This window comes from Mesorhizobium sp. M0615 (assembly GCF_040320805.1).
Taxonomy (GTDB): domain Bacteria; phylum Pseudomonadota; class Alphaproteobacteria; order Rhizobiales; family Rhizobiaceae; genus Mesorhizobium.
On the sequence record NZ_JAMYQI010000006.1, the window covers coordinates 1 to 20,902 of the forward strand.

The window sequence follows — 20,902 nt, forward strand, 5'->3', positions numbered from 1 at the left end:
AAAGGGCGACTTTCGGAGAAGCTTCTTTGGCAGTGAGGGTGTTCGCGCCAACGTCCTACCTCCCCTCGATGGGGAGGTCGGCGCGAAGCGCCGGGTGGGGTGACACCCTCTCAGAAGGAACAACTGGAACATCTGGAGTAGTTAGGTGACCTCTAAATCGCCCCTTCGCGTCGTCGTCGCAGGCCTCGGTAATATGGGGCGTAGCCATGCGCTGGCCTACCACACTAATCCGGGCTTCGAGATCGCGGCCCTGATCAACCGCTCCGACGTGCCGTTACCGGACGGGCTGTCGGGCTATGACATCCGTCGTTCCTTCGACGATGCATTGCGCGATGAAAAGCCCGACGTCGCCTGCATCGCCACCTATTCCGACAGCCATGCCGACTATGCGGTGAAGGCATTCGAGGCCGGCTGCCACGTCTTCGTCGAGAAGCCGCTCGCAACAACGGTGGCGGACGCCAAGCGCGTCGTCGCGGCGGCCAAGGCCAATGGCAGAAAGCTGGTGATTGGCTATATCCTGCGCCATCACCCGTCCTGGGTCCGGCTGATCGCCGAGGCGCGCAAGCTCGGTGGCCCTTACGTGTTCCGCATGAACCTCAACCAGCAATCGTCAGGCCCGACCTGGCAGACGCACAAGCAGTTGATGCAGACGACGTCGCCGATCGTCGATTGCGGCGTGCACTATCTCGACGTCATGCTGCAGATCACCGACGCCAAGCCGGTCGAGGTGCGCGGCATGGGGCTGCGGCTGACCGAGGAAATCGCGCCGACCATGTACAATTACGGCCATCTGCAGGTGCTGTTCGATGACGGTTCGGTCGGCTGGTACGAAGCTGCCTGGGGACCGATGATTTCGGAAACGGCGTTCTTCGTGAAGGACGTGATGTCGCCCAATGGCTGCGTGTCGATCGTCATGAAGGAAGGTGTGAAGTCGGACGACATCGACACCCACACCAAGACCTCGACCATCCGCCTGCACAGCGCTGCGACGGGTGCGGACGGCAAGTTCGCCAGGCCGGACGAGATGCTGTCGATGGACGGCGAACCCGGCCACCAGGATCTCTGCGACCTCGAACAGGCCTTCGTGCTGAAGGCGATCCGGGAAGACATCGACCTGACCCGCCACATGGACGACGCGGTGAAATCGCTCGCCGTCTGCCTTGCCGCCGATGAGAGCGTGCGCAGCGGCGCCCCAGTTAAGCTCTAGTAGGGCAAACTCTAGAACAAGGACGAAGCCGTGGGCTCGCTGGTAATCGAGAATGTGAAGAAGGCCTTCGGGCCGGTCGAGGTGCTGAAAGGCATCAACCTCGAAGTGACCGACGGCGAATTCGTCGTCTTCGTCGGCCCATCTGGCTGCGGCAAGTCAACCTTGCTCAGGGTCATCGCCGGGCTGGAGGATTCGACCTCCGGCAGGGTGGTGATCGACGGCGCCGATGTCTCGGCCACGCCCCCGGCAAAACGCGGCATCGCCATGGTGTTCCAGACGTACGCGCTCTACCCGCATCTGACGGTGAAGAACAATATGGGCCTCGGCCTCAAGCAGGCCGGCACGCCCGCCCCGGAGATCGAACGCCGCGTCGGCGTCGCCTCGTCGATGCTGTCGCTGGAACCGTATCTCGAGCGGCGGCCGGCGGAACTGTCGGGCGGCCAGCGCCAGCGCGTCGCCATCGGCCGCGCCGTGGTGCGTGAGCCGAAACTGTTTCTCTTCGACGAGCCGCTTTCGAACCTCGACGCTGCGCTTCGCGTCAACACGCGACTGGAGATCGCGCAGCTGCATCGCCGGCTGAAGGCAACGATGATCTACGTCACCCATGATCAGGTCGAGGCGATGACGCTGGCCGACAAGATCGTCGTGCTCAACGCCGGCCAGATCGAGCAGATCGGCGGCCCGATGGAGCTTTACAATTCGCCGGCAAACGAGTTCGTCGCCGGCTTTATCGGCTCGCCGAAGATGAATTTCATCGACGGCGCCAGATTGGGCGAGACGGCCAAGACGATCGGCGTGCGGCCGGAGCATCTGACCGTGGATCCAAGGTCCGGTGCCTGGAAGGGAACGGTAGTGCACGCCGAACATCTCGGCGCCGACACCAACCTCTATCTCGACTGCGAAAAGGCCGGGCTGATCACGGTGCGCATTTTCGGTGTCTACGACGCCGAGCCCGGTGCGACGCTGTATGCAACGCCCGAGCCGGGTAAGACATACCGGTTTGGGGCGGACGGCAAGACGATCAAGTAATCCTTCGCCGACAGCAATCACGGCGATCACACCGCGCCGAGCAGCACCGCGCCATGGATCGCCGCCTGCCAGCCCAGGGCCGCCCAGCGTATGTCCAGAGGCTCTACAACAAGCGAATGCGGCAGGCTGTCCGCGATGCGCTGCTTGAGCGTCTGGCGGGGATAGGACTTCATGTCGACGATACCGCCGCCGATCAGGATCGTCTGCGGGGAAAACAGGGCGGCTGCGGTTGCGACGGCCACCGCCTGCTGCCAGACGATTTCGTCGAGCCATTCGCGCAGCGATGGCGGCTGCCCGGCCGCCGAAAACAGATCGGCCACCGGGATATCGTAGTCTGTCGCGAGTTCGACGAGCGTTGCCCCTGAGGCATAGGTCTCGACCCGGTTTGGCGGACCGCTTTCGTCGGGCCGGTAGATCGGCATGTGGCCGATCTCGAGCGCCCAGCCGCCACCCCTGAAAATGCCGTCCTTGCCGAGATAGGCGCACCGATGCCGGTGCCGAGATAGACCGCCAGCACCTCCTTTTGCCGCTTCACTGCGCCGGCGACGCTTTCACCCAGCAATTGCAGCACGACGTCGCGTTCGAGCCGCACGGGAACGCGGAGCCGCGATGCCAGTTCCGTACCCAGCCGGATGCCGTTCAGCTCGGGAATCCACCGGGATGCCGTGGTCGGCAAAGCCAACCTTGACCGACGTGCCGCCGATCTCGACCACGGCGATCGTGTCGTCCATCGTTTGATGCGTCATGCGAGCGGTTCCAGGAATTCCGAAAGACAGGCGCGGAATTCCAGCCGGTAGGCGGCGCGATCCTGCGATTTGGCTGTGATGGTGCAAAGCCGGGCCGACGGAATGAGTCCGGCCAGCGTCTGTGCGTCGGCCAGGCGATGGACGAGGTCATGGTCATGGCCGATGACAAGAGTCGGCACCGCGATAGCGCGGATGTCCGCCTCGCTCACGCCGGGACCATCGCCGGCGATCGCCGAAAGCAGCCTGCCGAACAGAACCGGGTCCGGGCGAGTGAAGAAGCCTTGCAGGCTGCCGAGATTGTCCGGCGCCAATCTGGCCAGTTCGCCGGCAACAGCGCTGTCATCGAACAGACGCCTGGCGTCTTCAGGCGAATGCCGCATCAAGAGATCGCCGACGACGGCATAGGGCCTCATATTTTCCGGAGCCGCCTGGGCTACCCAGGCGGGCCGGGCGAGCACCAAAGCGCGCACACGGGCCGGCCTATGCACTGCCAGGCGCAGCGCCAGCGCCGCACCCATCGAAATGCCGCCGACGACGGCCGGACCGATGCCGAGATCGTCGGCGAGCGCTTCGACATCTTCAGCAAAAGTCGCAATCGAAAGCCGCTCGACCGGCCCGTAGCCGGATCCACCCTGGCCACGGCATTCGAGCGTCACCCGCCGTGTCTGCGGCAGGTCGGGAAACACGTCGGCGACCTGCGCTTCATCACCGCCCAGCCCATGCTGAAAGATGACGGGGAAGCCGGCGCCGACGTCCCGGTAAGCAAGGTCGGCACCGTCGCGGCTGAAGGTCTGTTTCACGCTCTTCCGCTTTCTTCGAGCGCAGAGCGAAGGAAGGCGCCCACGCCGGGCGCCTCGGCCTCCATCAGGCCGTGCGTGATCAGGGGGCCGTCGAACCCGGCAGCTTGAAGGCGGCTAATGAAATGCGGGAAGTCGACAACGCCCTGTCCGGCGGCGGCAAAACTGCCGTCGGCATGGCGGTCCTTGGCATGGGCCATGCCGATCTCGGCGGCCAGCAGGTCGACGGCCTCGTCGATCAGGCGATGACGCTCCGCGCTGTCAGCCACTTCGAACAGATTGGCCGGGTCGAGCACAATGCGCAGGCGCTTGCTGTTCACCTCATCGAGCAGGCGGCGTGCGGCCCGCGCGCTGGAGACGACATTGGCAAGTTCCGGTTCGATGCCAAGCTCGATGTCGAAGCGCTCGGCAATCGCGATCGCGGCTTCCATCTCCACCCGAAGATCGCTCCAGGCGGCGTCAGTGGCATTGTCGGCATGCCAGCGCCACTGATCCTCAGCATCCCTGGTGCCGGTGCACAGCGTAATCAGCCGCGTGCCCATGTCAGCGCATGACGCAGCCAGTACCTCGAGCCGGGCGAGTCCCTGATCGCGAACCCTGCGATCGGGATGGATCATGTTGTAGGTTCCAGACACTGCTGCAATCGAAACACCGGTCTGGCGGCTCGCCTCAACGACGGATCGGGCCGCATCCGGCTCGATGCTGTCCGGCATCGACGGCAGTCCAAGGCACGCCAGGTTGAACTGCGCCGCCGCGTAGCCGGCGTCCGCGACCGCGCGCAGAACCGGCAAGGCGCCGGTGGTGGTGAAGGTCTTGGCGAAGATCCCAAGCTGCATCACACGACCCCGTCGACGTCGGCGAGGCGGACGGCGCGGCCGCCGGCAGCGGCGGAGCGGGCGATGGCCGCCATCCCCCTGACCGATGCGATGCCGTCGTCTATGCCGGCGCCAACCATGGGCGCGCCATTCAGCACGACATCGGCAAAGCCTTCGAGCTGGCGGCGATAGAAGTGACCGTCTGCGCCAAGCGTGCGATGCCAGCTGCCATCGGCCTCGCGGAAAATGTCGACCTCGCTGCTCTTGTAGTACCAGGGGTTATAGGTCTTCGCGAGAACGCTGCCGTTCTGACCATAGATCTGAAACCCTTCGTGCCAGTCCATGCGCACGGCAACCGTCAGGTCGAGATGGCCGACCGACCCGTCGGCGAAGATGGTGGTGATGAACCAGCAATAGGCGCCGTAGCGCTCGGTGAGCCGGGCCTCGACCGCCTCGATTGGGCCGTGCAGATGGCGCGCCGTGTCGATGAGGTGGCTGCCATGCGCCAGCATGTAATACTGGCGCAGATCCGCCTTGGGATTGACGGAAGGCTTGCGCGCCTTGGTGCTGGTGATGATCAGCGGCTGGACCGCATCGGTCATCGGGTAGCGATGGGTGCTGTCGCAATACCAGCCCTTGAACGCCAGCCGCTCACCCATCTCGTCGTCGACGAAGGCCTTGGCCGCCTGGATGCCGGGATCGAAGCGCTTCATATGACCGACCTGGAGCACCTTGCCGCTCCTGTCGACCGCCGCCCGCAAGCCTTCGACTTCCTCGACCGAAACGCCCAGCGGCTTCTCGCACAGCACGTGCTTGCCGGCATCCAGCGCCAGTTCCGTGGCCTTGACGTGGAACGTGTCCGATGTCGCGATGATGACGGCATCGAGGTCGGGATCGGCCAGCATCTGGCCATAGTCGGCATAGGATTTTTCGGGCGCGTAGGTCGCCGCCATCCTGTCGCGCAGATCGTCGGCGACATCGCAGATGGCATAGAGATCGGCATTGCGCGCCTTGGTGCAGGATTCGAAATGCGCCGCCTGCGCAATCGGACCGCAGCCGAGCACGCCGACACGCAGCCGCTTTTCATCTTTGCGAGGCATGGAATCTTTCTCCTGATTAGCGCGCGGCGAGGCCGCGAAGTTGAAATTGCGGATCGCCCGACAAAGCTGCCTGATGCAGCAGGCAGGCAGCGCCCAATGCCGGACCGTCGGCGCGGACGCGCGCCAGTTCGATCCGGGGAACGGGATAGCCTTCGGCGAGGAAGTCCGACAGGAAAGCCTCGACCTGCTCAGCGACGAAAGGATAGACGGCATTGACCGAGCCCGAGAGGATATGCGCTCCGGCTGCAAGGTGCAGGTGAGCGTCGCCAGGCCGCGGCCGAACCAGAGCGCCCAGTCGCGCGCGGTGGCGACGGCTGCCGGATCGCCGCCGGCAAGCGCCGCGACAAACTCATCCACGCCGGCGCGAAGTCCGCTTATGTGCAAATAGCGAGCCAGCAACGCATCTTTGCCGACATAGGATTCCAGCCGCCCCGGGCGCTTCGCGTCGAAGACAAAACCTTCGTCGCCATGCGCAGATGACCGATTTCGCCGGCGCCGCCGAGTCGGCCGCGATGCAGCCTGCCGGCATTGATGATGCCGCCGCCGACGCCGTTCTCGATCAGGATGACCAGGGCATCCTCATCGTCCTTTCCCGGCTGCGGCCGGTATGTCTCGGCCACCGCGACGGCATTGGCATCGTTTTCCAAGAGGATCGGAAAATCGTCGCCAAAGGCATTGCCCAAAAGCTCCGCTAGATTGACCACGTGCCAGCCAAGGATGGTGGCATGGTATGAGACGCCATCAGCTGCGGGGAAGCCGGGCACGGCGACATTGAGCCCGTAGGGGCGCGTGCCTTCAGGCAATTGCGACCGGATCTCGGCAACGAGCTCCTTGATGATGTCGACCGCGGCTTCGGGCGTGCTACCGGGGCCGGCAAATGCCCTAGAGGCGCTCGCACGCCGCGCGCCGGCAAGGTCGACAGTCACGACTGCGATCCAGTTGACGCCGATATAAGCGCCAAGGAAGAAGCCGCCATTGCCTTCGATCTCGACCAGGATACCGGGACGGCCGACCCGACCCTCGCTATCCTGCTCGTCATCCGTTCCATCCGACCGCTCGCGCGCCAGACCGGCTTCGGTCAGCCCCAGCACCAGGGCGCCGGTGGTCGACCGGGTCAGGCCGAGATCGCGTGCGAGCGCCGCTCGGCTCAACGCGCCGGCACGAAACAGCGCCGCAAGTGCCCTCGTTTCGTTCGGCCGAAGATCGGTCGACACCAGCACGTCGTTCTCCACAATTTGTTTGATTTGCATACTAATAGAATTTCTAGGCGGTTTGAAAGACCCAAGGTTGGGTGCATTGCAACAAGATATTCAGCATCCCCAAGCCCTTTGACCCAAGTTTCAAACGAGGATTTGTATCAGAAACTTACAAATTGGCATGGGAGGATGCGTGCCGGTTCTAGCGCGTCTCGAACATATCGTGAAGGATTTCGGTGCCGTCCGCGCGCTGGACAATGTGTCGCTCGACATCAATGAGGGCGAGGTTCTCGGCCTGATGGGCGACAATGGTGCCGGCAAATCGACGCTGGTCAAAACCATCGCCGGAAATTTCCAGCCGACGTCCGGCGCCTCCCAAGCCTGTCCTCCGGCGCATCGGCCGGGGGACATCTCTTCGAAGGCAGGCTTGCAGTTGGGCCGGCCCGCTTCGCAATCAGAGACTGCCTGTGTCCCTCCAGCAGGCGATCAGATGACCGTCGCCGGCCTGCCTGACGGGTGGTTGCGCCTTTCGGCAATCGGGCAGCGCGACAGGACAGCGGGCGGCAAAGGAGCATCCGGAGGTTTCGGCATCGTGTGCCGCGACGTGGAGCTGAGCCGGAGCCCTCGGCGCCGTCTCATCCGAGGAGGCGGCCAGAAGCAGCTTCGTGTAGGGGTGGTTGGGGCCACGGAAAATCTGCTCGGATGACCCCGTCTCGACGAGCCGGCCGCGATAGAGCACGCCGATCCTGTCGGCCATATAGCGCACCACCCTTAGGTCGTGGCTGATGAACAGATAGGTGGTGTCCTTGTCGCGCTGCAGGTCGTTGAGCAAATTGAGCACGGTCGCCTGCACCGAAACGTCGAGCGCAGAGGTCGGCTCGTCCAACACCACGAGCTTCGGCACGCCGGCAAAGGCGCGCGCAATCGCCGCCCGTTGGCGCTGGCCACCAGACAGCGATCTCGGCTTCTGGTCGACGGTCGTAGCGGCAAGACGAACCGAGGCCAGGAGATCGCCGACACGCTGCTTCACCTCGCTGCGGCCAAAGCCGGCGAGCCGCCGCAGCGGACGGCCGAGGATCCTGCCGATCCGCTGGCGCGGATTGAGCGTGCGGTCGGGTGACTGGAACACCATCTGCACGTCGCGCCGTTCGCTCAGGCTTCTTTTCTCGACGCGCGGCGCGACAGTGCTGCCGAACAGCTCGACCGACCCAGCGTCCGGCGTCTGGAGGCCAGTCACGATCCTTGCCAATGTCGACTTGCCGGAGCCGGATTCGCCGATCAGCCCGAACGTCTCGCCCTGGGCTATCTCCAGGTCGATATCGTGCAGGACGGCCTGGGAGCCGAAGGCGTGGCTGATGCCTTTGCAGGCGACGGCGATCGGACGTGCGGCTTCCGGTTGATCGCTGCGGACAGGCTTCGACGGGCTGGTTGTGTGCATCTCGGCCAGCCTGCCGTCGCGCTTGGTGAAGTTGAGCGCCGGGATCGAGGCGATCAGCGCCTTGGTGTAGGCGTGAACAGGGTTCTCGAAGACATCGTTGGCGATGCCGCTTTCGACCACCGTCCCCGACTGCATCACGGCCACCCGATCGCAGGCCCGGCGGACCATGTTGATGTCATGGCTGATCAGCAGAACGCTGGTTTTGTGATCGCGGCGCAAGTCCTGCAGGATGGCGACGATCTCGGACTGGACGCTGGCGTCAAGCGCCGTCGTCGGCTCGTCCAGCACCAGCAGCGACGGGTCGAGCGCAATGGCAATCGCGATGTTGGCGCGCTGCTGCATGCCGCCCGACAATTCGTGCGGATAGAGATCGAGCACCCGTTCCGGATTGCTCACCCTGACACGGCTCAGCAGTTCGGCGGCGCGGGTGCGTGCTTCGTCCTGCCGAACCTGGCGATGCCGCATGATCGTTTCGGTGATCTGCCGGCCGATCGTCATGGCCGGATTGAGTGCCGCACCTGGATGCTGGTAGACAGCCGCGATGCGATCGCCCCTTAGCCGGCGAAGCTGCTCGCCGGAGAGACTGCGGATCTCGCGACCCTGGAATTCGAGCGCCGACGCGGCGATCCGGGCGTTGCGCGGCAGATAGCGCAGAATAGCGAGAGCCACCGAGCTCTTGCCCGATCCGGACTCGCCGACAAGGCCGAGCGCTTCGCCTTCGCCGATGGCGAGCGACACGCCGTTGACGGCCGGATGCGATCCCCGGCGTCCATCATAGGCGACGGTGAGCTGCTCGACGTTCAGAACCGATGACGACATGTCTTGCTGAAACCACTTTCTTTCGGCGCGGTCTTCGAGGGCAATCGCTTCCGCTTTCGCGCCGCACAATCTCTATAAAATTACTCGAATTAAGCTGGAGCGCAATCTACCTTTCATCGCTCAGGAGAGATTGTCGCAGCCGGTCGAGGCGTCGCGACGGTCCCTTGGAGCAGTTCTGCAAGGAGGCCGACATGGCACGCGACCACATGATCCTCAGCGCGTTTTTCTTCAACCCGCAGGGCGATCATCGCATGTCATGGCGCCATCCGCGCGCGCCCGGCCGCGAAGTGCTCGACTTCGACTTCTACCGCGATCTCGTCCAGTCTGCCGAGCGCGCCAGGATCGATACGATCTTCGTCGCCGACCATGTTGCGATCTGGGATTCCGTACAGAGCGGCGTAGCCCATTACGCCAATGCCCGCCTGGAACCGCTGACGCTGTTGTCGGCGCTTGCCGGCGTGACCAGGCATATCGGCCTCATCACCACCGCCTCGAGCTCCTACAGCGAGCCCTACAATGTCGCCCGCATGTTTGCCTCGCTCGACCATATCAGCAAGGGCAGGGCGTCTTGGAATGTGGTGACGTCGGCCATGGACGAGGAGGCCCGCAATTTCGGCCGCGACGGCAATATCGAGCACGCCTTTCGCTATGAGCGCGCCACCGAATTCCTCGATATCGTCAAGGCACTGTGGGACAGCTGGGAAGACGAAGCCCTGCTTATCGACAAGGCATCGGGCTATTTCGCCGATCCCGACAAGGTCCATGCGATCAACCACAAGGGCCCGCACTTCAAGGTGCGCGGACCGCTCAATGTCTCGCGCCCGCCGCAGGGCCATCCGCTGATCGTCCAGGCCGGCTCGTCCGAAGACGGCAAGAATTTCGCTACCGCGCATGCCGATGCGCACTTTGCCATCTACAGCACCAAGGAAGACGGCATCAAATATAGGCAGGACATCAACGAGCGCCTCGCCCGTTACGGCCGCAAGCCCGAGAGCTTCAAGATCCTGCCGGGCATCCTGCCGATCGTCGCAGCTTCCGAAGCGGAGGGACGCGAGCGGCAGGAGTATCTGCAGAGCTTGCTTCCCGATCGGGTCGGCATCGACCTTCTCTCGAGCTGGAGCGGCGTCGATCTCTCCGTATATCCGCCGGACGGCCCGCTGCCGCCGCTGCCGGACGAGAGCACCTTCAATGGCGGCCGCACCTCGCTCAATCGCGTCAAGGAATGGTCGAAGCAGAACCTCACTCTGCGCGAGATCGCTCGCAAGCTCGCCAACAGCGGTTCGGTGCCGACCGTCGTCGGCACACCGAACCAGATCGCCGATCAGCTGCAGGACTGGTTCGAGGCAGGTGCCGCCGACGGCTTCAACCTGATGTTCCCGCTGCTCCCGGAGGATTGGGTGAATTTTGCCGAGCAGGTCGTGCCGGAACTGCAGCGCCGCGGCGTATTCCCCACCGAATATGCGCCGGGGACGCTGCGTGATCGTTTCGGCCTGGCTCGGCCGGCCAACCGCTTCGCCGAACAGCGCGACAATGTGCGCGCCGTATCCTGACTTGGGGCAACTGATATGACCGCAGCGCCAAAACTTCAGCCCCGCGAAGCCACGGCTCCGCAGCTCATCAATGTTCTGCACAGCCCCAAGCGCATTCGGGTCAAATTCGCCGGCCGCACCATCGCCGACAGCCGCAACGTCCTGGTGCTGCGCTCCAACCATTTTCTGCCGATCTATTTCTTCCCGGCCTCCTCGGTGGACCGCTCGCTCTTAAAGCCGTCCGAGCATAGCCAGCGCCATCCCGTCGGTGGCGAAACCACCTATTGGAACCTGGAGACGGGAGAAAAAGCTTCGCCCAACGCGGCCTGGTCGCTTGTCGCGCCGCCGGATGAAAATCTGTCGCCGCTGGCCGGGCGTATCGCCTTCACCTGGAAGGCGGTCGACCAATGGTTCGAGGAGGAAGAAGAGGTCTTCGTCCACGCCCGCGATCCATACGCACGCATCGATGTGCTGCAGAGTTCAAGTCACGTCCAAATCTGGTTCGACGGCGAACTGATCGCCGACAGCCATCGCCCGGTGCTGCTGTTCGAAACGCATCTACCGACGCGTTTCTACCTGCACCCGGACGATGTCAGGCTCGACCGGCTGACCGCTTCGGACAGCACGACGCGCTGTCCCTACAAGGGCATCGCCTCCTACTGGTCGGGCCGGCGCGCCGACGGCTCGGTAAGCCCCGATGTCGCCTGGAGCTACCGCGATCCCATTGCCGAAATGCCCAAGATCAGGGGCCTCATCGCCTTTTACCCGCAAGCCGTCGACCGCATCCATCTCGACGGCGAACCAGTCGCTTAAGCCATTCAACAGTCATTTCAGACAGGGGTTTCAAAATGACCAAACGCAACGACATCGATACGCTTCGCAATCTGTCCGGCGACATCTGGAACGTCGCCGTCGATGAGCACCAGGCCGGCTTCCTCAAGCGCCGCGATCTGCTGAAATACGCAGCCTTGATCGGCCTCACCGGCTTTGCCGCCTCGCAGGGACTTGCTGGTTTCGGCACTGCGCGCGCTGCCGGCGCCGGCGGCACGGTCCGCGTTGGGCTCGGACAGCCGACCAAGGCGATCGATCCCGTCTCCATCACCGATCCGGCCAGCATCGGCGTCATCAGCCAGGTCGGCGAATATCTCATCCTCGACGATCCCAAGGACGGTCTGCAGCCCAAGCTCGCTCTGTCGTGGGAGGCCGACGAGACCGCCAGCCGCTGGACCTTCAAATTGCGGCCGGGCGTGAAATTCCACGACGGCCGCACCGTCACCGCCAAGGATGTGGTGGCGAGCTTCGAGCGGCTGGTCGATCCGGCCAGCGGTTCGTCCGCTTTGTCTGCCTATAAGGGCATCCTGTCCAAGGGCGGCGCCAAGGTCGTCGACGACCAGACAGTCGCCTTTGATCTCGACGGGCCCAACAGCAACTTCCCCTTCTATGTCTCGTCCGACGTCTACAATGCCGTCATCCTGCCGGCCGACTATGCCGGCGATTTCGAGAAGAATTTCAACGGCACCGGCCCGTTCAAGCTCGAATCCTTCCGCCCCAAGCAGGGCGCCAGCTTCGTGCGCAACCCAGACTATTGGGGCGACAAGGCGCTGCCCGACCGCGTCGAGATCAAGTTCTTCGACGACGAGCAGGCGCAGGTGCTGGCGCTGCAGGCCGGCCAGCTCGACGTCATCCCGAGCACGACCCGGCTCGAACTGGCGATCGAGGGCAATCCCAACTTCAAGCTGCTCAGCGTGCAGGCAAGTTCGCATGACGAGGTGCATCTGCGGACCGACCAGGCGCCGTTCACCGACAAGCGCATCCGCCGCGCCTTGGCGCTCACCATCGACCGCGAGGCGGTGGTCAAGGGCTTGCTCAAGGGCCGCGCCATCGTCGGCAACGACACCCCGTTCGCGCCGATCTTCCCCTCGGCCGATCCGTCGGTGCCGCAGCGCAAGCAGGACATCGCCGAGGCCAAGCGCCTGCTTGGCGAGGCCGGCGTGCCGAACGGCTTCCCGGTGACGCTGACCACCGAACGCGCCTATGACATTCCCGATTATGCGGTGCTGATCCAGAACTTCGCCAAGAAGGCCGGCATCGACATCAAGCTCAACGTGCTGCCGCAGGACGCCTATTATGGCTCGGCGAAGTTCGGCTCGTCGCCATGGCTCGATTCCAATCTCGGCATCACCGATTTCGGACATCGCGGCACGCCCGACATCTTCCTCAACGCGACGCTGAAGAGTTCGGGCGCCTGGAACGCCGCGCATTTCAACAACCCGGCCTATGACGGGCTGCTGCTCGAATACGGCAAGGCCCGCGACCTTCAGGCGCAACGCCTTGCCGCGGGCAAGATCCAGACCTTGCTGCTGGACGAGACGCCGCTGATCATCAGCTACTTCTCGCAATACAGCCGCATCGTCTCGTCGAAGGTCGAGGGCGTCCGCTTCACGGCGATCTCGCATCTGCTGCTCGACCGCGTGACGTTCGCCCAGGCATGATTGCGAGACGTCCAGCCACTCCGGGCACTAAAATCCGATGCTGACCGGCCGCACTGTGTCGGCGCGGGCAGCCTCGCTTCTGCTCACGCTGTGGCTGGTCAGCATGCTGGTATTCTTCGCCGGGCAGGTTCTGCCCGGCGATGTCGGTCGCCTCATGCTCGGGCCGTTCGCCGATGCCGAGGCCGTCGCGGCGCTGAACAGGCAGCTCGGCGCCGACCAGCCGGTGCTCGTGCAATACTGGCACTGGTTCAGCAGCGTGCTGTCAGGCGATTTCGGCACCTCCCTGTCGCTGCGTCTGCCGGTGGCGCCCTTCGTTCTGGAAAGCCTCAAGCGCTCGGCGGCCCTTGCCGGAATTATCCTCGTCTTTCTGCTGCCGCTGGGCATCGGCGCCGGCATCGTCGCCGGTCTCAACCAGGGCCGCTTTATCGACCGCCTGATCGTACTCGCCGGCGTGTCCTTCGGCATCGTCCCGGACTTCGTCTCCGGCCTGCTGTTGCTCATCGTCTTCGGCCTGTGGCTGAACTGGTTCCCGATCACCGGCGCTGCTCCCGATGGCGCCGGGCTGTGGGTCAGTGGCTATTATCTGATCCTGCCGGCGCTGCCGCTGGTGCTGAACCTTGCCGGCTACATCACCCGCATGACGCGGGCCGGCGTGATCGAGGCGCTGGCCGCCGACTATACGCGCACCGCCGTCCTGAAAGGCCTCGAGCATCGCGAAATCCTCATCCGGCACGTGCTGCGCAATGCGCTGACGCCGACCATCGCCGTGCTCGCGACGCAGACCGGTTACATGCTTGGCGGGCTGGTGGTCATCGAAGCGCTGTTCGGCATACAGGGTCTCGGCAATCTGGTGCTCAACGCCGCCAAGTCGCGTGACTTCCCGATGCTCGAAGCCGGCGTGCTGGTCATGGCGACAATCTTCGTGCTGTCGGCCGCGGCAGGCGATCTCGTGAATGCCTTGCTCGATCCGCGGCAGCGCCGCCGTGTCTCGCCATGATGGAACTGATGGAATTGCCGGAGCGCCGTACGCTGGGCTGGCGGGCAGCAAGTCGCATCCGCGAGACTGTTTCGCAGCTGCCGCCCTCGGTCATCGTCGGGTCGTTGCTGCTGTTGTTCTGGGTCGGCTGCGCCGTGTTCGGCAGCCTGTTTGTGCCTTACGACCCCTATGCCGAGGATTTCCTGGTCATGCTGGCACCGCCCGACGCCGCGCACTGGTTCGGCACCGACCAGCTCGGCCGCGACGTGCTGTCGCGCATCGTCGTCGGCTCGCGCGACATCCTGCTGGTCGCGCCGGCGGCAACCCTGCTCGGCGTTGCCGCCGGCAGCGTGCTTGGGCTCGTGCTCGGCTATTTCGACGGGCTGGTCGACGCCATCGGTGCCAGGCTGCTCGACACGCTGATGGCCTTTCCCTTCATCGTTCTCGTCACCATGACGCTTGTCGCGCTCGGGCCGTCCAACCTCACCGTCATCCTGGTGATCGGCATCGCCTATGCCCCGCTGGTGGCACGGACGGTGCGTGCCGCCGTGCGCGAACAGCGCGACCGCGACTATGTCAGCGCCGCCCGCCTCGGCGGCGAGAGCGCTCTTGCCATCATGTTCCTCGAGATCCTGCCCAATGTCAGGGAAACCATCCTCATCGAGCTGGTCACAAGGCTTGGCTACGCCTTCTTTTCGATCGCCACGCTGAGCTTCCTCGGCCTCGGCATCCAGCCTCCCTCAGCCGATTGGGGACTGGCGGTCGCCGACGGCTACGGCTTCCTGACCGGCGGCAAATGGTGGGTGGTGATCTTCAACTCGGCGGCCATCGTTTCGCTTGTCATGGCAACCAATCTGATCGCGCAAGGCATGGGCGCCTTCGAAAACAGCGATCGGTGAAGAGCGCAACGCTCAGCAAAGCTGACGCGCAATCGCGGACCGTGCGCTAAAATCGTTCCTCGTGATTCGGCTCTGACAGGGCCTCAAAGCAAGGAACGGCATGAGCAAGGCCCTCATTACATTCGCATTGGTCGCGGTGCTCACCGCATTGCTCATGGCGCTCAGCCTGGCGGTCGCCAGGCACGGCTATCCCTATGGCGCGATCGGGGTGAGGCGGCTGGACGGCATCGCCGATGCCGGGTCGTTCCTGCCACTCGCCGCCGTCTATTTTTTCGGCGCCATGCTGATGATGATCCTGCCGATCCGCGCCGCCGGCATCGTCTTGACCCATGCTGCGGATGCGCTGTTCTGGGCTGTGATTGCCCTGTTCGCCACAATTGTCGGCTGTCTCGTCGCCCGCTGGGCTTTCGGCCAGAGCAGCGTGCTGTGGGCGCTCCTGAACTGGCGTTTCCTGTTCGCCGCGGCCATCGTTGGCAGCCATTTCACCATGAACGAGCTGCGCCGCAACATCCTGCTCAGGAGCTTGTTCTTCGTCATCTTCGCCGCGGCGACGCTGGCTTGCCTGTTCTGGACTTTTCCGACCTGACAGGACCGCTTCATATTGTCCATCTTGAGGTCGCGGCTTTCATAGCCGCGCGCCATCGGCTATCCAGTCCGCAGCTAGATTTCAGCCCTCACAGTGTCGTCATTTGTCTGATAAATAATTCAGGCATACGGCACCCCCAGCGAACCAATACAAGGAAACCGCGACATGAGCCTGTTTCGTAAAAATCTGATCGATGGCGAGTGGGTGGGCGAGGCCGGCTCGCGCAACATCAATCCCTCGAACACGGGCGATGTCGTTGGCGAATATGCCTCGGCCGGCGCCGAACAGGCAAAGCAGGCCATAGCGGCGGCCAAAGCCGCCTTCCCGGCCTGGTCGCGTTCGGCGCCGCTGGTGCGCCACGCCGTGCTGAAAAAGGCGTCGGACGAGATCATGGCGCGCAAGGACGAGATCGGCCGCGCGCTGTCGCGCGAAGAGGGCAAGACGCTGGCCGAGGGCATTGGCGAGACCATCCGCGCCGCCCAGATCTTCGACTTCTTCGCCGGCGAGACGCTGCGCCTGTCGGGTGAATTGGTGCCCAGCGTGCGCCCGGGCGTCGGCGTCGAGATCACCCGCGAGGCCGTTGGCGTCGTCGGCATCATTACGCCGTGGAATTTCCCGATCGCCATTCCCACCTGGAAGATCGCGCCGGCGCTCGCCCACGGCAACACCATCGTCTTCAAGCCAGCCGAACTCGTTCCCGAAAGCGCCTGGACCATCGTCGACATCTTGCACCGCGCCGGCCTGCCGAAAGGCGTGCTCAATTTGGTCATGGGCAAGGGCTCGGTGGTCGGCCAGGCCATGCTCGACAGCCCCGACCTCAACGCCATCACCTTCACCGGCTCGGTCGGCACCGGCAGACGCGTGGCCGCGGCAAGCGTCGAGCACATGCGCAAGTTCCAGCTCGAAATGGGCGGCAAGAATCCGATGGTCGTGCTCGACGACGCCGACCTCGCCACGGCGGTCGAGTGCGCCATCAACGGCGCCTATTTCTCGACTGGCCAGCGCTGCACGGCCTCGTCGCGCCTGGTGGTGACCGAAGGCATTCATGACCGCTTCGTTGCCGTGCTCAAGGAGCGCCTGGAAAAACTCGTCATCGGCGATGCGCTTGATGCCAAGACCCAGATCGGGCCCGTCGTCGATGCGAGCCAGCTGAAGCAGGACGAGGACTATATCGCCATCGGCAGCCAGGAAGGCGCCAACCTCGCCTTCGGCGGCGAGCGGCTGGATCGCGAAACGCCCGGCTTCTACCTCCGGCCGGCGCTGTTCACCGAGAGCACCAACGCCATGCGCATTTCGCGGGAAGAAATCTTCGGCCCGGTAGCCAACGTCATTCGCGTCAAGGACTATGACGAGGCGCTTGCGGTTGCCAACGACACGCCCTTCGGCCTGACCTCCGGGATATGCACCTCTAGCCTCAAGCATGCCACGCATTTCCGGCGCAATTCCGAGGCCGGCATGGTGATGGTCAATCTGCCGACCGCCGGCGTCGATTTCCACGTCCCGTTCGGTGGCCGAAAGGGATCGAGCTACGGCCCGCGCGAGCAGGGCCGCTATGCCGCGGAGTTCTACACCACGGTGAAGACAGCCTATACATTCGCCGGCTGATCGACGGGTGACCCGATGGCAGCGGCGAAAGAGGACCTGACCTGGCTCAACCCGCCGCCGCACCATGCCTTCGGCGATGGCATCGTGCATGTGCGCACCGCCGGGGAAACCGACTTCTGGCGCGAAACCTTCTACGGTTTCTGGCGTGACAATGGCCATTTCCTGTATCGGCCGGTCGAGGGTGACTTCAGCGCCGAAGTCACGGTCAAGGGCGACTACAAGGTGCTCTACGACCAGGCCGGGCTGATGCTGCGGCTGAGTGAAACGCACTGGATCAAGGCCGGCATCGAATACACCGACGGGCTGGCTTACTTTTCGGTGGTGGTCACCAACGACACCTCGGACTGGTCGCTGCTCAGCATTCCCACCGGCCCCGACGGCGTGCGCATCCGGCTGACCCGCCATGCCGAGGCGATCCGCATCCAATATCTTGATACCACCGATGGCAAGTGGAAGCCGGTGCGGCTGGCTTATTTCCCGATCTCCAAATCCGTCGATGTCGGCATGATGTGCTGCTCGCCGCAGCGCGAAGGGTTTGAGGTAACATTCTCCGGCTTTACTGTCGGCCCGCCGATTTCCAGGCAATTGCACGACTGACGGCCATATCGATGGCGGACTAACCGTCTGCCCGATGCTGGAAGAACTGCAAAAACAGCTCCCGTTCGGTGGTTATGTCGAGCTTCTCGTAGATGCGGCGGCGGTGGTTCTTCACCGTGCCGACGGCGATGCCGAGCCGTTCCGCGATGTTGGCGGTCGGATGTCCCGCCAGGATCAACTGAACCAATTCCCGCTCGCGCAGCGACAGTTCCGGCCACAGGCTCGCAGGAATGGTCGGCTCTTGCCGGGGCGAGGCGCCGGGGCCGGTCGGCGCCGATGTGCGGGAGAACTCGGTGCCGCGCGCCTTGATGTCGAGCGCATGCAAGGCCTCGAACACCGGCAGCCGCTCGTCCAGCAGGGCGATCTCGCTCTCCTTGAAGGTGGAGGTCGAGCGGTCGAGGAAGATGCCGAGGCACCAGTCGCCGCCATCGGCCAGCATGATGCCGACCTCGTCGCAGATTTCCGACTGCGCCAGGAAGCCCGCTATGTACTGGCCGCGCTTGGCCTCGTCGTCGGCAAGCCGCTTCAGCGGCAGGATGCCCAGCCGGCGTTCACGCCGCCACGAGGCATAGAACGGGTCGAAGACGTAGTAATTGTCGAGATAGCGCCGGACCATCTCGTCGGAGAAGCGCCGGTGCTTGATGAATTCCGGCGTCTTCGTCGCCGAATATCGGGTCACGGTGACGAGATCGTGCTCGATGTCGGCGCCGATCAGGTCGATCAGGCAGTCGACATGCCTGTCCGTACCGGTGGCGGCAATCGCCCTGGCGAGCGGCCCCCAGATATTGCCCATGCGCATGCCCTTTTCTCAGCGATCCCGGTCCGGCGGTCATTGTGTCTTTTGGCACATGGCGCAAGGCCGCCCAAGGAATCTAGCTTGAGCATCCTAGAGCAATCCCGAGGCGACCGTGACACAACCCAACCTCACCAGCCCCATCGTCGGCAATCCAATCGTCATCGGCATCGACGCCGGCGGCACCATGACCGACACGATCCTTGTCGACCAGGACGGCCACTTCAAGATCGGCAAGTCGGCAACCACGCCCAAGAACGAGGCCGAAGGCTTCCTCGCATCGGCCGAAGACGCGGCCGACGCCTGGGGCATCTCGCTGGAGCAGCTGTTCTCCGGCGTCAACGTCGTGCTCTATTCCGGCACCGGCATGCTCAACACGCTGTTGTCGCGCACCGGGCGCCGGCTTGGCCTGATCACCACCAAGGGTCTGGAAGACATGATCCTGATGGGTCGGGGCCTGCAGGCCTGGGCCGACTATTCCTATGCCGACCGGCTGCATGCGGTGACCCACCATCATCCCGATCCGCTGGTGCCGCGCCGTCGCACCCATGGCGTCACCGAGCGCATCGACCAGTTCGGCGACATCGTGCTGCCGCTCTACGAGCATGAGGTCGCGACTGCAGCCAGGAAGCTGATCGCCGACAAGGTCGAGGCGATCTGCATCATGACGATCTTCTCGCACGTCAATCCGGTGCACGAAAAGCGCATCGCCGAGATATGCCGCGAGGAGGTGCTGAAAGCCGGCGCCGACATCCTCATCTACACCAGCCACGAGGTCCGCCCGGTCATCCGCGAACAGTCGCGGCTGAACTCGGTGCTGATCGAAGCCTACGCGACGTCGCGCGGCCGCAAGCAGCTTAGGGGTATCGAGGACGTTTCGAAAAAATACGGCTTCAAATACGGCGTGCAGACGCTGCTGTCCTTTGGCGGCCTGACCTCAATCAACCATCCGCGCCTGCACGAAACCATGATTTCCGGCCCGATCGGCGGTATTCTCGGCGCGGCCTATGTCGGCAAGCTCATCGGCAACGACTCCCTGATCTGCTCGGACATGGGCGGCACCTCCTTCGACATGGGCGTCATTTCGCGCGGCCAGACGCGGATCGAGAACGAGCCGCTGATGGACCGTTTCAAGCTCAACGTGCCGACGCTGCATCTCGACACGATCGGCGCCGGCGCCGGCATGATCCTCAAGGTCGACCCGCTGACCAAGAAAGTCTCGCTCGGGCCGGAAAGCGCCGGTTCCGACCCCGGCCCCATCTGCTTCGCCAAGGGCGGCACTGAACCCACCATCGCCGATTGCGACGCCATACTAGGCCGCCTCAACCCGTATTATTTCCTCGGCGGCAAGGTCGTCTTGCAGGTCGAGAAGGCGCGCAAAGCGTTTGAGGAAAAATGCTCCAGCATCCTTGGCGTCGGTGTCGAGGAGGCTGCCGAAGGCGTGATCGACATGCTGGAAGCCGATGCCAACAACGCGCTGCGCCGGGTCATCTCCGGCCAGGGCATCCATCCCTCGGAATTCACGCTGCTGTCCTATGGCGGCTCGGGTCCGCTGCATCTGGCCGGCTGCTCCAGGGGCATCGGCTTCAAGGACATCATCACCTTCCAGTTTGCCGCCGCCTTCTCGGCCTTCGGCTGCACCACCGCCGATTTCATGCGTCGGCATTCGGTCTCGACGCAGCACGACATCGGCGCCCGCGCAAGCGATGACGAGCTGCTCGCTTTCGGCAAGAAGGTCACCGACGTCTGGAATGATCTCACCAAGGCGGCGGTCGACGAGATGATCAGCGACGGCCATATCAGAGACAAGATCAAGACCGTACCGTTCCTGATGATGCGCTACACCGGCCAGCTCGAGGATGTCGAGGTCATGGCACCGCTTGCCGAGGTCAATTCGGCTGACGACATGCGTAGGGTCATCGACGAGTTCGAGGCGGTCTACGCCAAGGTCAACCATCGCGTTTCGCGCTATGGCGAAGCCGGCTTCACCATCACCGAGCTCGGATTGATCGCCACCGCCGACAAGGTCAAGCCGGTGCTCTTGAAGCGCCCGCTCGGCAAGTCGGCCCCGGCAGCAGCGCACAAGGGCGTGCGCGAGGCCTATATCGGGGGACGCTGGCACAAGGCCAATCTCTACGAGATGGACCTACTGCAGCCCGGCCATGAGGTGATCGGTCCGGCCATCATCGAACATCCCGCCACCACGCTCGTTGTTCATCCGCAGGACCGTGTCCACGTCGATGAGTGGACGCTGCTGCATTACACCCATTCTTGAAAG

18 protein-coding genes and 2 pseudogenes are annotated in these 20,902 nt (G+C 63.9%); 12 read left to right on the plus strand and 8 right to left on the minus strand.

From position 1 onward, the window contains the following. Positions 1–145: 145 nt before the first annotated feature. Together NKI46_RS11555 and NKI46_RS11560 are read left to right on the plus strand one after the other, a co-directional pair. Complete coding sequence (locus NKI46_RS11555) at positions 146–1,207, plus strand: Gfo/Idh/MocA family protein (protein ID WP_023732573.1); 1,062 nt, start codon at positions 146–148, stop codon at positions 1,205–1,207. 30 nt (positions 1,208–1,237) lie between these two features. Then, the gene (locus NKI46_RS11560) at positions 1,238–2,236 is read left to right on the plus strand and encodes an ABC transporter ATP-binding protein (RefSeq protein WP_023831220.1); all 999 of its coding nucleotides are present in this window, start codon (positions 1,238–1,240) and stop codon (positions 2,234–2,236) included. Positions 2,237–2,262: 26 nt separating this feature from the next. On the opposite strand, the gene NKI46_RS11565 is transcribed toward NKI46_RS11560, so the two are convergent. From NKI46_RS11565 to NKI46_RS11590, 6 genes and pseudogenes are all read right to left on the minus strand, one after another. Beyond that, positions 2,263–2,697: an ROK family protein gene (locus NKI46_RS11565; RefSeq protein WP_280799750.1), complete on the minus strand. Its 435-nt coding sequence runs from the start codon at positions 2,695–2,697 to the stop codon at positions 2,263–2,265. A 71-nt stretch (positions 2,698–2,768) separates the two neighbouring features. Continuing rightward, a pseudogene (locus NKI46_RS11570) lies at positions 2,769–2,828 on the minus strand (hypothetical protein); the annotation flags it as partial. Positions 2,829–2,978: 150 nt separating this feature from the next. Further along, positions 2,979–3,782, minus strand: a complete 804-nt coding sequence (locus tag NKI46_RS11575) for an alpha/beta fold hydrolase (RefSeq protein ID WP_023694228.1) — start codon at positions 3,780–3,782, stop codon at positions 2,979–2,981. Beyond that, positions 3,779–4,615, minus strand: coding sequence for a sugar phosphate isomerase/epimerase family protein (locus NKI46_RS11580; protein WP_023694227.1), 837 nt, complete (start codon positions 4,613–4,615; stop codon positions 3,779–3,781). Before NKI46_RS11580 ends, NKI46_RS11575 begins: the two co-directional genes overlap by 4 nt. Then, the gene (locus NKI46_RS11585; RefSeq protein WP_023694226.1) at positions 4,615–5,694 is read right to left on the minus strand and encodes a Gfo/Idh/MocA family protein; all 1,080 of its coding nucleotides are present in this window, start codon (positions 5,692–5,694) and stop codon (positions 4,615–4,617) included. Before NKI46_RS11585 ends, NKI46_RS11580 begins: the two co-directional genes overlap by 1 nt. Before the next feature lie 374 nt (positions 5,695–6,068). Continuing rightward, complete coding sequence (locus NKI46_RS11590; RefSeq protein ID WP_352746286.1) at positions 6,069–6,944, minus strand: ROK family protein; 876 nt, start codon at positions 6,942–6,944, stop codon at positions 6,069–6,071. Between the two features lie 139 nt (positions 6,945–7,083). On the opposite strand from NKI46_RS11590, the pseudogene NKI46_RS11595 reads away from it, so the two are divergent. Next, positions 7,084–7,263: pseudogene (locus NKI46_RS11595) on the plus strand (ATP-binding cassette domain-containing protein); the annotation flags it as partial. Between the two features lie 81 nt (positions 7,264–7,344). Here NKI46_RS11595 and NKI46_RS11600 read toward each other — a convergent pair. Then, positions 7,345–9,147 (minus strand): dipeptide ABC transporter ATP-binding protein, encoded by a 1,803-nt coding sequence (locus NKI46_RS11600; RefSeq protein ID WP_023745189.1) that lies wholly within the window; start codon positions 9,145–9,147, stop codon positions 7,345–7,347. Between the two features lie 191 nt (positions 9,148–9,338). Between NKI46_RS11600 and NKI46_RS11605 the strand changes: the two genes are divergently transcribed. The 8 genes from NKI46_RS11605 to NKI46_RS11640 all read left to right on the plus strand — a co-directional run bounded on the left by NKI46_RS11605 (position 9,339) and on the right by NKI46_RS11640 (position 17,831). Next, positions 9,339–10,697, plus strand: a complete 1,359-nt coding sequence (locus NKI46_RS11605; RefSeq protein WP_023668832.1) for an LLM class flavin-dependent oxidoreductase — start codon at positions 9,339–9,341, stop codon at positions 10,695–10,697. A gap of 15 nt (positions 10,698–10,712) precedes the next feature. Beyond that, positions 10,713–11,489: a DUF427 domain-containing protein gene (locus NKI46_RS11610; RefSeq protein WP_352746290.1), complete on the plus strand. Its 777-nt coding sequence runs from the start codon at positions 10,713–10,715 to the stop codon at positions 11,487–11,489. 35 nt (positions 11,490–11,524) lie between these two features. After that, positions 11,525–13,168: an ABC transporter substrate-binding protein gene (locus tag NKI46_RS11615; RefSeq protein WP_023738076.1), complete on the plus strand. Its 1,644-nt coding sequence runs from the start codon at positions 11,525–11,527 to the stop codon at positions 13,166–13,168. A gap of 37 nt (positions 13,169–13,205) precedes the next feature. Next, positions 13,206–14,165: an ABC transporter permease gene (locus NKI46_RS11620; RefSeq protein WP_352459281.1), complete on the plus strand. Its 960-nt coding sequence runs from the start codon at positions 13,206–13,208 to the stop codon at positions 14,163–14,165. Further along, positions 14,162–15,043, plus strand: a complete 882-nt coding sequence (locus NKI46_RS11625; RefSeq protein WP_023738078.1) for an ABC transporter permease — start codon at positions 14,162–14,164, stop codon at positions 15,041–15,043. The genes NKI46_RS11620 and NKI46_RS11625 overlap by 4 nt, the downstream gene beginning before the upstream one ends. Before the next feature lie 100 nt (positions 15,044–15,143). Then, a complete protein-coding gene (locus NKI46_RS11630) occupies positions 15,144–15,629 on the plus strand; it encodes a hypothetical protein (RefSeq protein ID WP_023694218.1) in 486 nt (161 codons plus the stop codon). 165 nt (positions 15,630–15,794) lie between these two features. Beyond that, positions 15,795–17,234, plus strand: coding sequence for an aldehyde dehydrogenase family protein (locus NKI46_RS11635; RefSeq protein WP_023738079.1), 1,440 nt, complete (start codon positions 15,795–15,797; stop codon positions 17,232–17,234). A 15-nt stretch (positions 17,235–17,249) separates the two neighbouring features. Beyond that, positions 17,250–17,831, plus strand: coding sequence for a DUF1349 domain-containing protein (locus tag NKI46_RS11640; protein WP_023738080.1), 582 nt, complete (start codon positions 17,250–17,252; stop codon positions 17,829–17,831). A 19-nt stretch (positions 17,832–17,850) separates the two neighbouring features. Here NKI46_RS11640 and NKI46_RS11645 read toward each other — a convergent pair whose 3' ends face one another. Continuing rightward, positions 17,851–18,630 (minus strand): helix-turn-helix transcriptional regulator, encoded by a 780-nt coding sequence (locus NKI46_RS11645; protein ID WP_352746293.1) that lies wholly within the window; start codon positions 18,628–18,630, stop codon positions 17,851–17,853. Positions 18,631–18,739: 109 nt separating this feature from the next. On the opposite strand from NKI46_RS11645, the gene NKI46_RS11650 reads away from it, so the two are divergent. Then, a complete protein-coding gene (locus NKI46_RS11650) occupies positions 18,740–20,899 on the plus strand; it encodes a hydantoinase/oxoprolinase family protein (RefSeq protein ID WP_023694215.1) in 2,160 nt (719 codons plus the stop codon). Positions 20,900–20,902 lie beyond the last annotated feature (3 nt).

Coding starts and splice junctions, on each gene's coding strand:
- NKI46_RS11580 (WP_023694227.1), bottom strand. CDS start 4,615: ATGCAGCTTGGGATCTTCGCCAAGACCTTCACCACCACCGGCGCCTTG.
- NKI46_RS11615 (WP_023738076.1), top strand. CDS start 11,525: ATGACCAAACGCAACGACATCGATACGCTTCGCAATCTGTCCGGCGAC.
- NKI46_RS11610 (WP_352746290.1), top strand. CDS start 10,713: ATGACCGCAGCGCCAAAACTTCAGCCCCGCGAAGCCACGGCTCCGCAG.
- NKI46_RS11605 (WP_023668832.1), top strand. CDS start 9,339: ATGGCACGCGACCACATGATCCTCAGCGCGTTTTTCTTCAACCCGCAG.
- NKI46_RS11645 (WP_352746293.1), bottom strand. CDS start 18,630: ATGCGCATGGGCAATATCTGGGGGCCGCTCGCCAGGGCGATTGCCGCC.
- NKI46_RS11590 (WP_352746286.1), bottom strand. CDS start 6,944: ATGCAAATCAAACAAATTGTGGAGAACGACGTGCTGGTGTCGACCGAT.
- NKI46_RS11635 (WP_023738079.1), top strand. CDS start 15,795: ATGAGCCTGTTTCGTAAAAATCTGATCGATGGCGAGTGGGTGGGCGAG.
- NKI46_RS11585 (WP_023694226.1), bottom strand. CDS start 5,694: ATGCCTCGCAAAGATGAAAAGCGGCTGCGTGTCGGCGTGCTCGGCTGC.
- NKI46_RS11620 (WP_352459281.1), top strand. CDS start 13,206: ATGCTGACCGGCCGCACTGTGTCGGCGCGGGCAGCCTCGCTTCTGCTC.
- NKI46_RS11600 (WP_023745189.1), bottom strand. CDS start 9,147: ATGTCGTCATCGGTTCTGAACGTCGAGCAGCTCACCGTCGCCTATGAT.
- NKI46_RS11625 (WP_023738078.1), top strand. CDS start 14,162: ATGATGGAACTGATGGAATTGCCGGAGCGCCGTACGCTGGGCTGGCGG.
- NKI46_RS11640 (WP_023738080.1), top strand. CDS start 17,250: ATGGCAGCGGCGAAAGAGGACCTGACCTGGCTCAACCCGCCGCCGCAC.
- NKI46_RS11630 (WP_023694218.1), top strand. CDS start 15,144: ATGAGCAAGGCCCTCATTACATTCGCATTGGTCGCGGTGCTCACCGCA.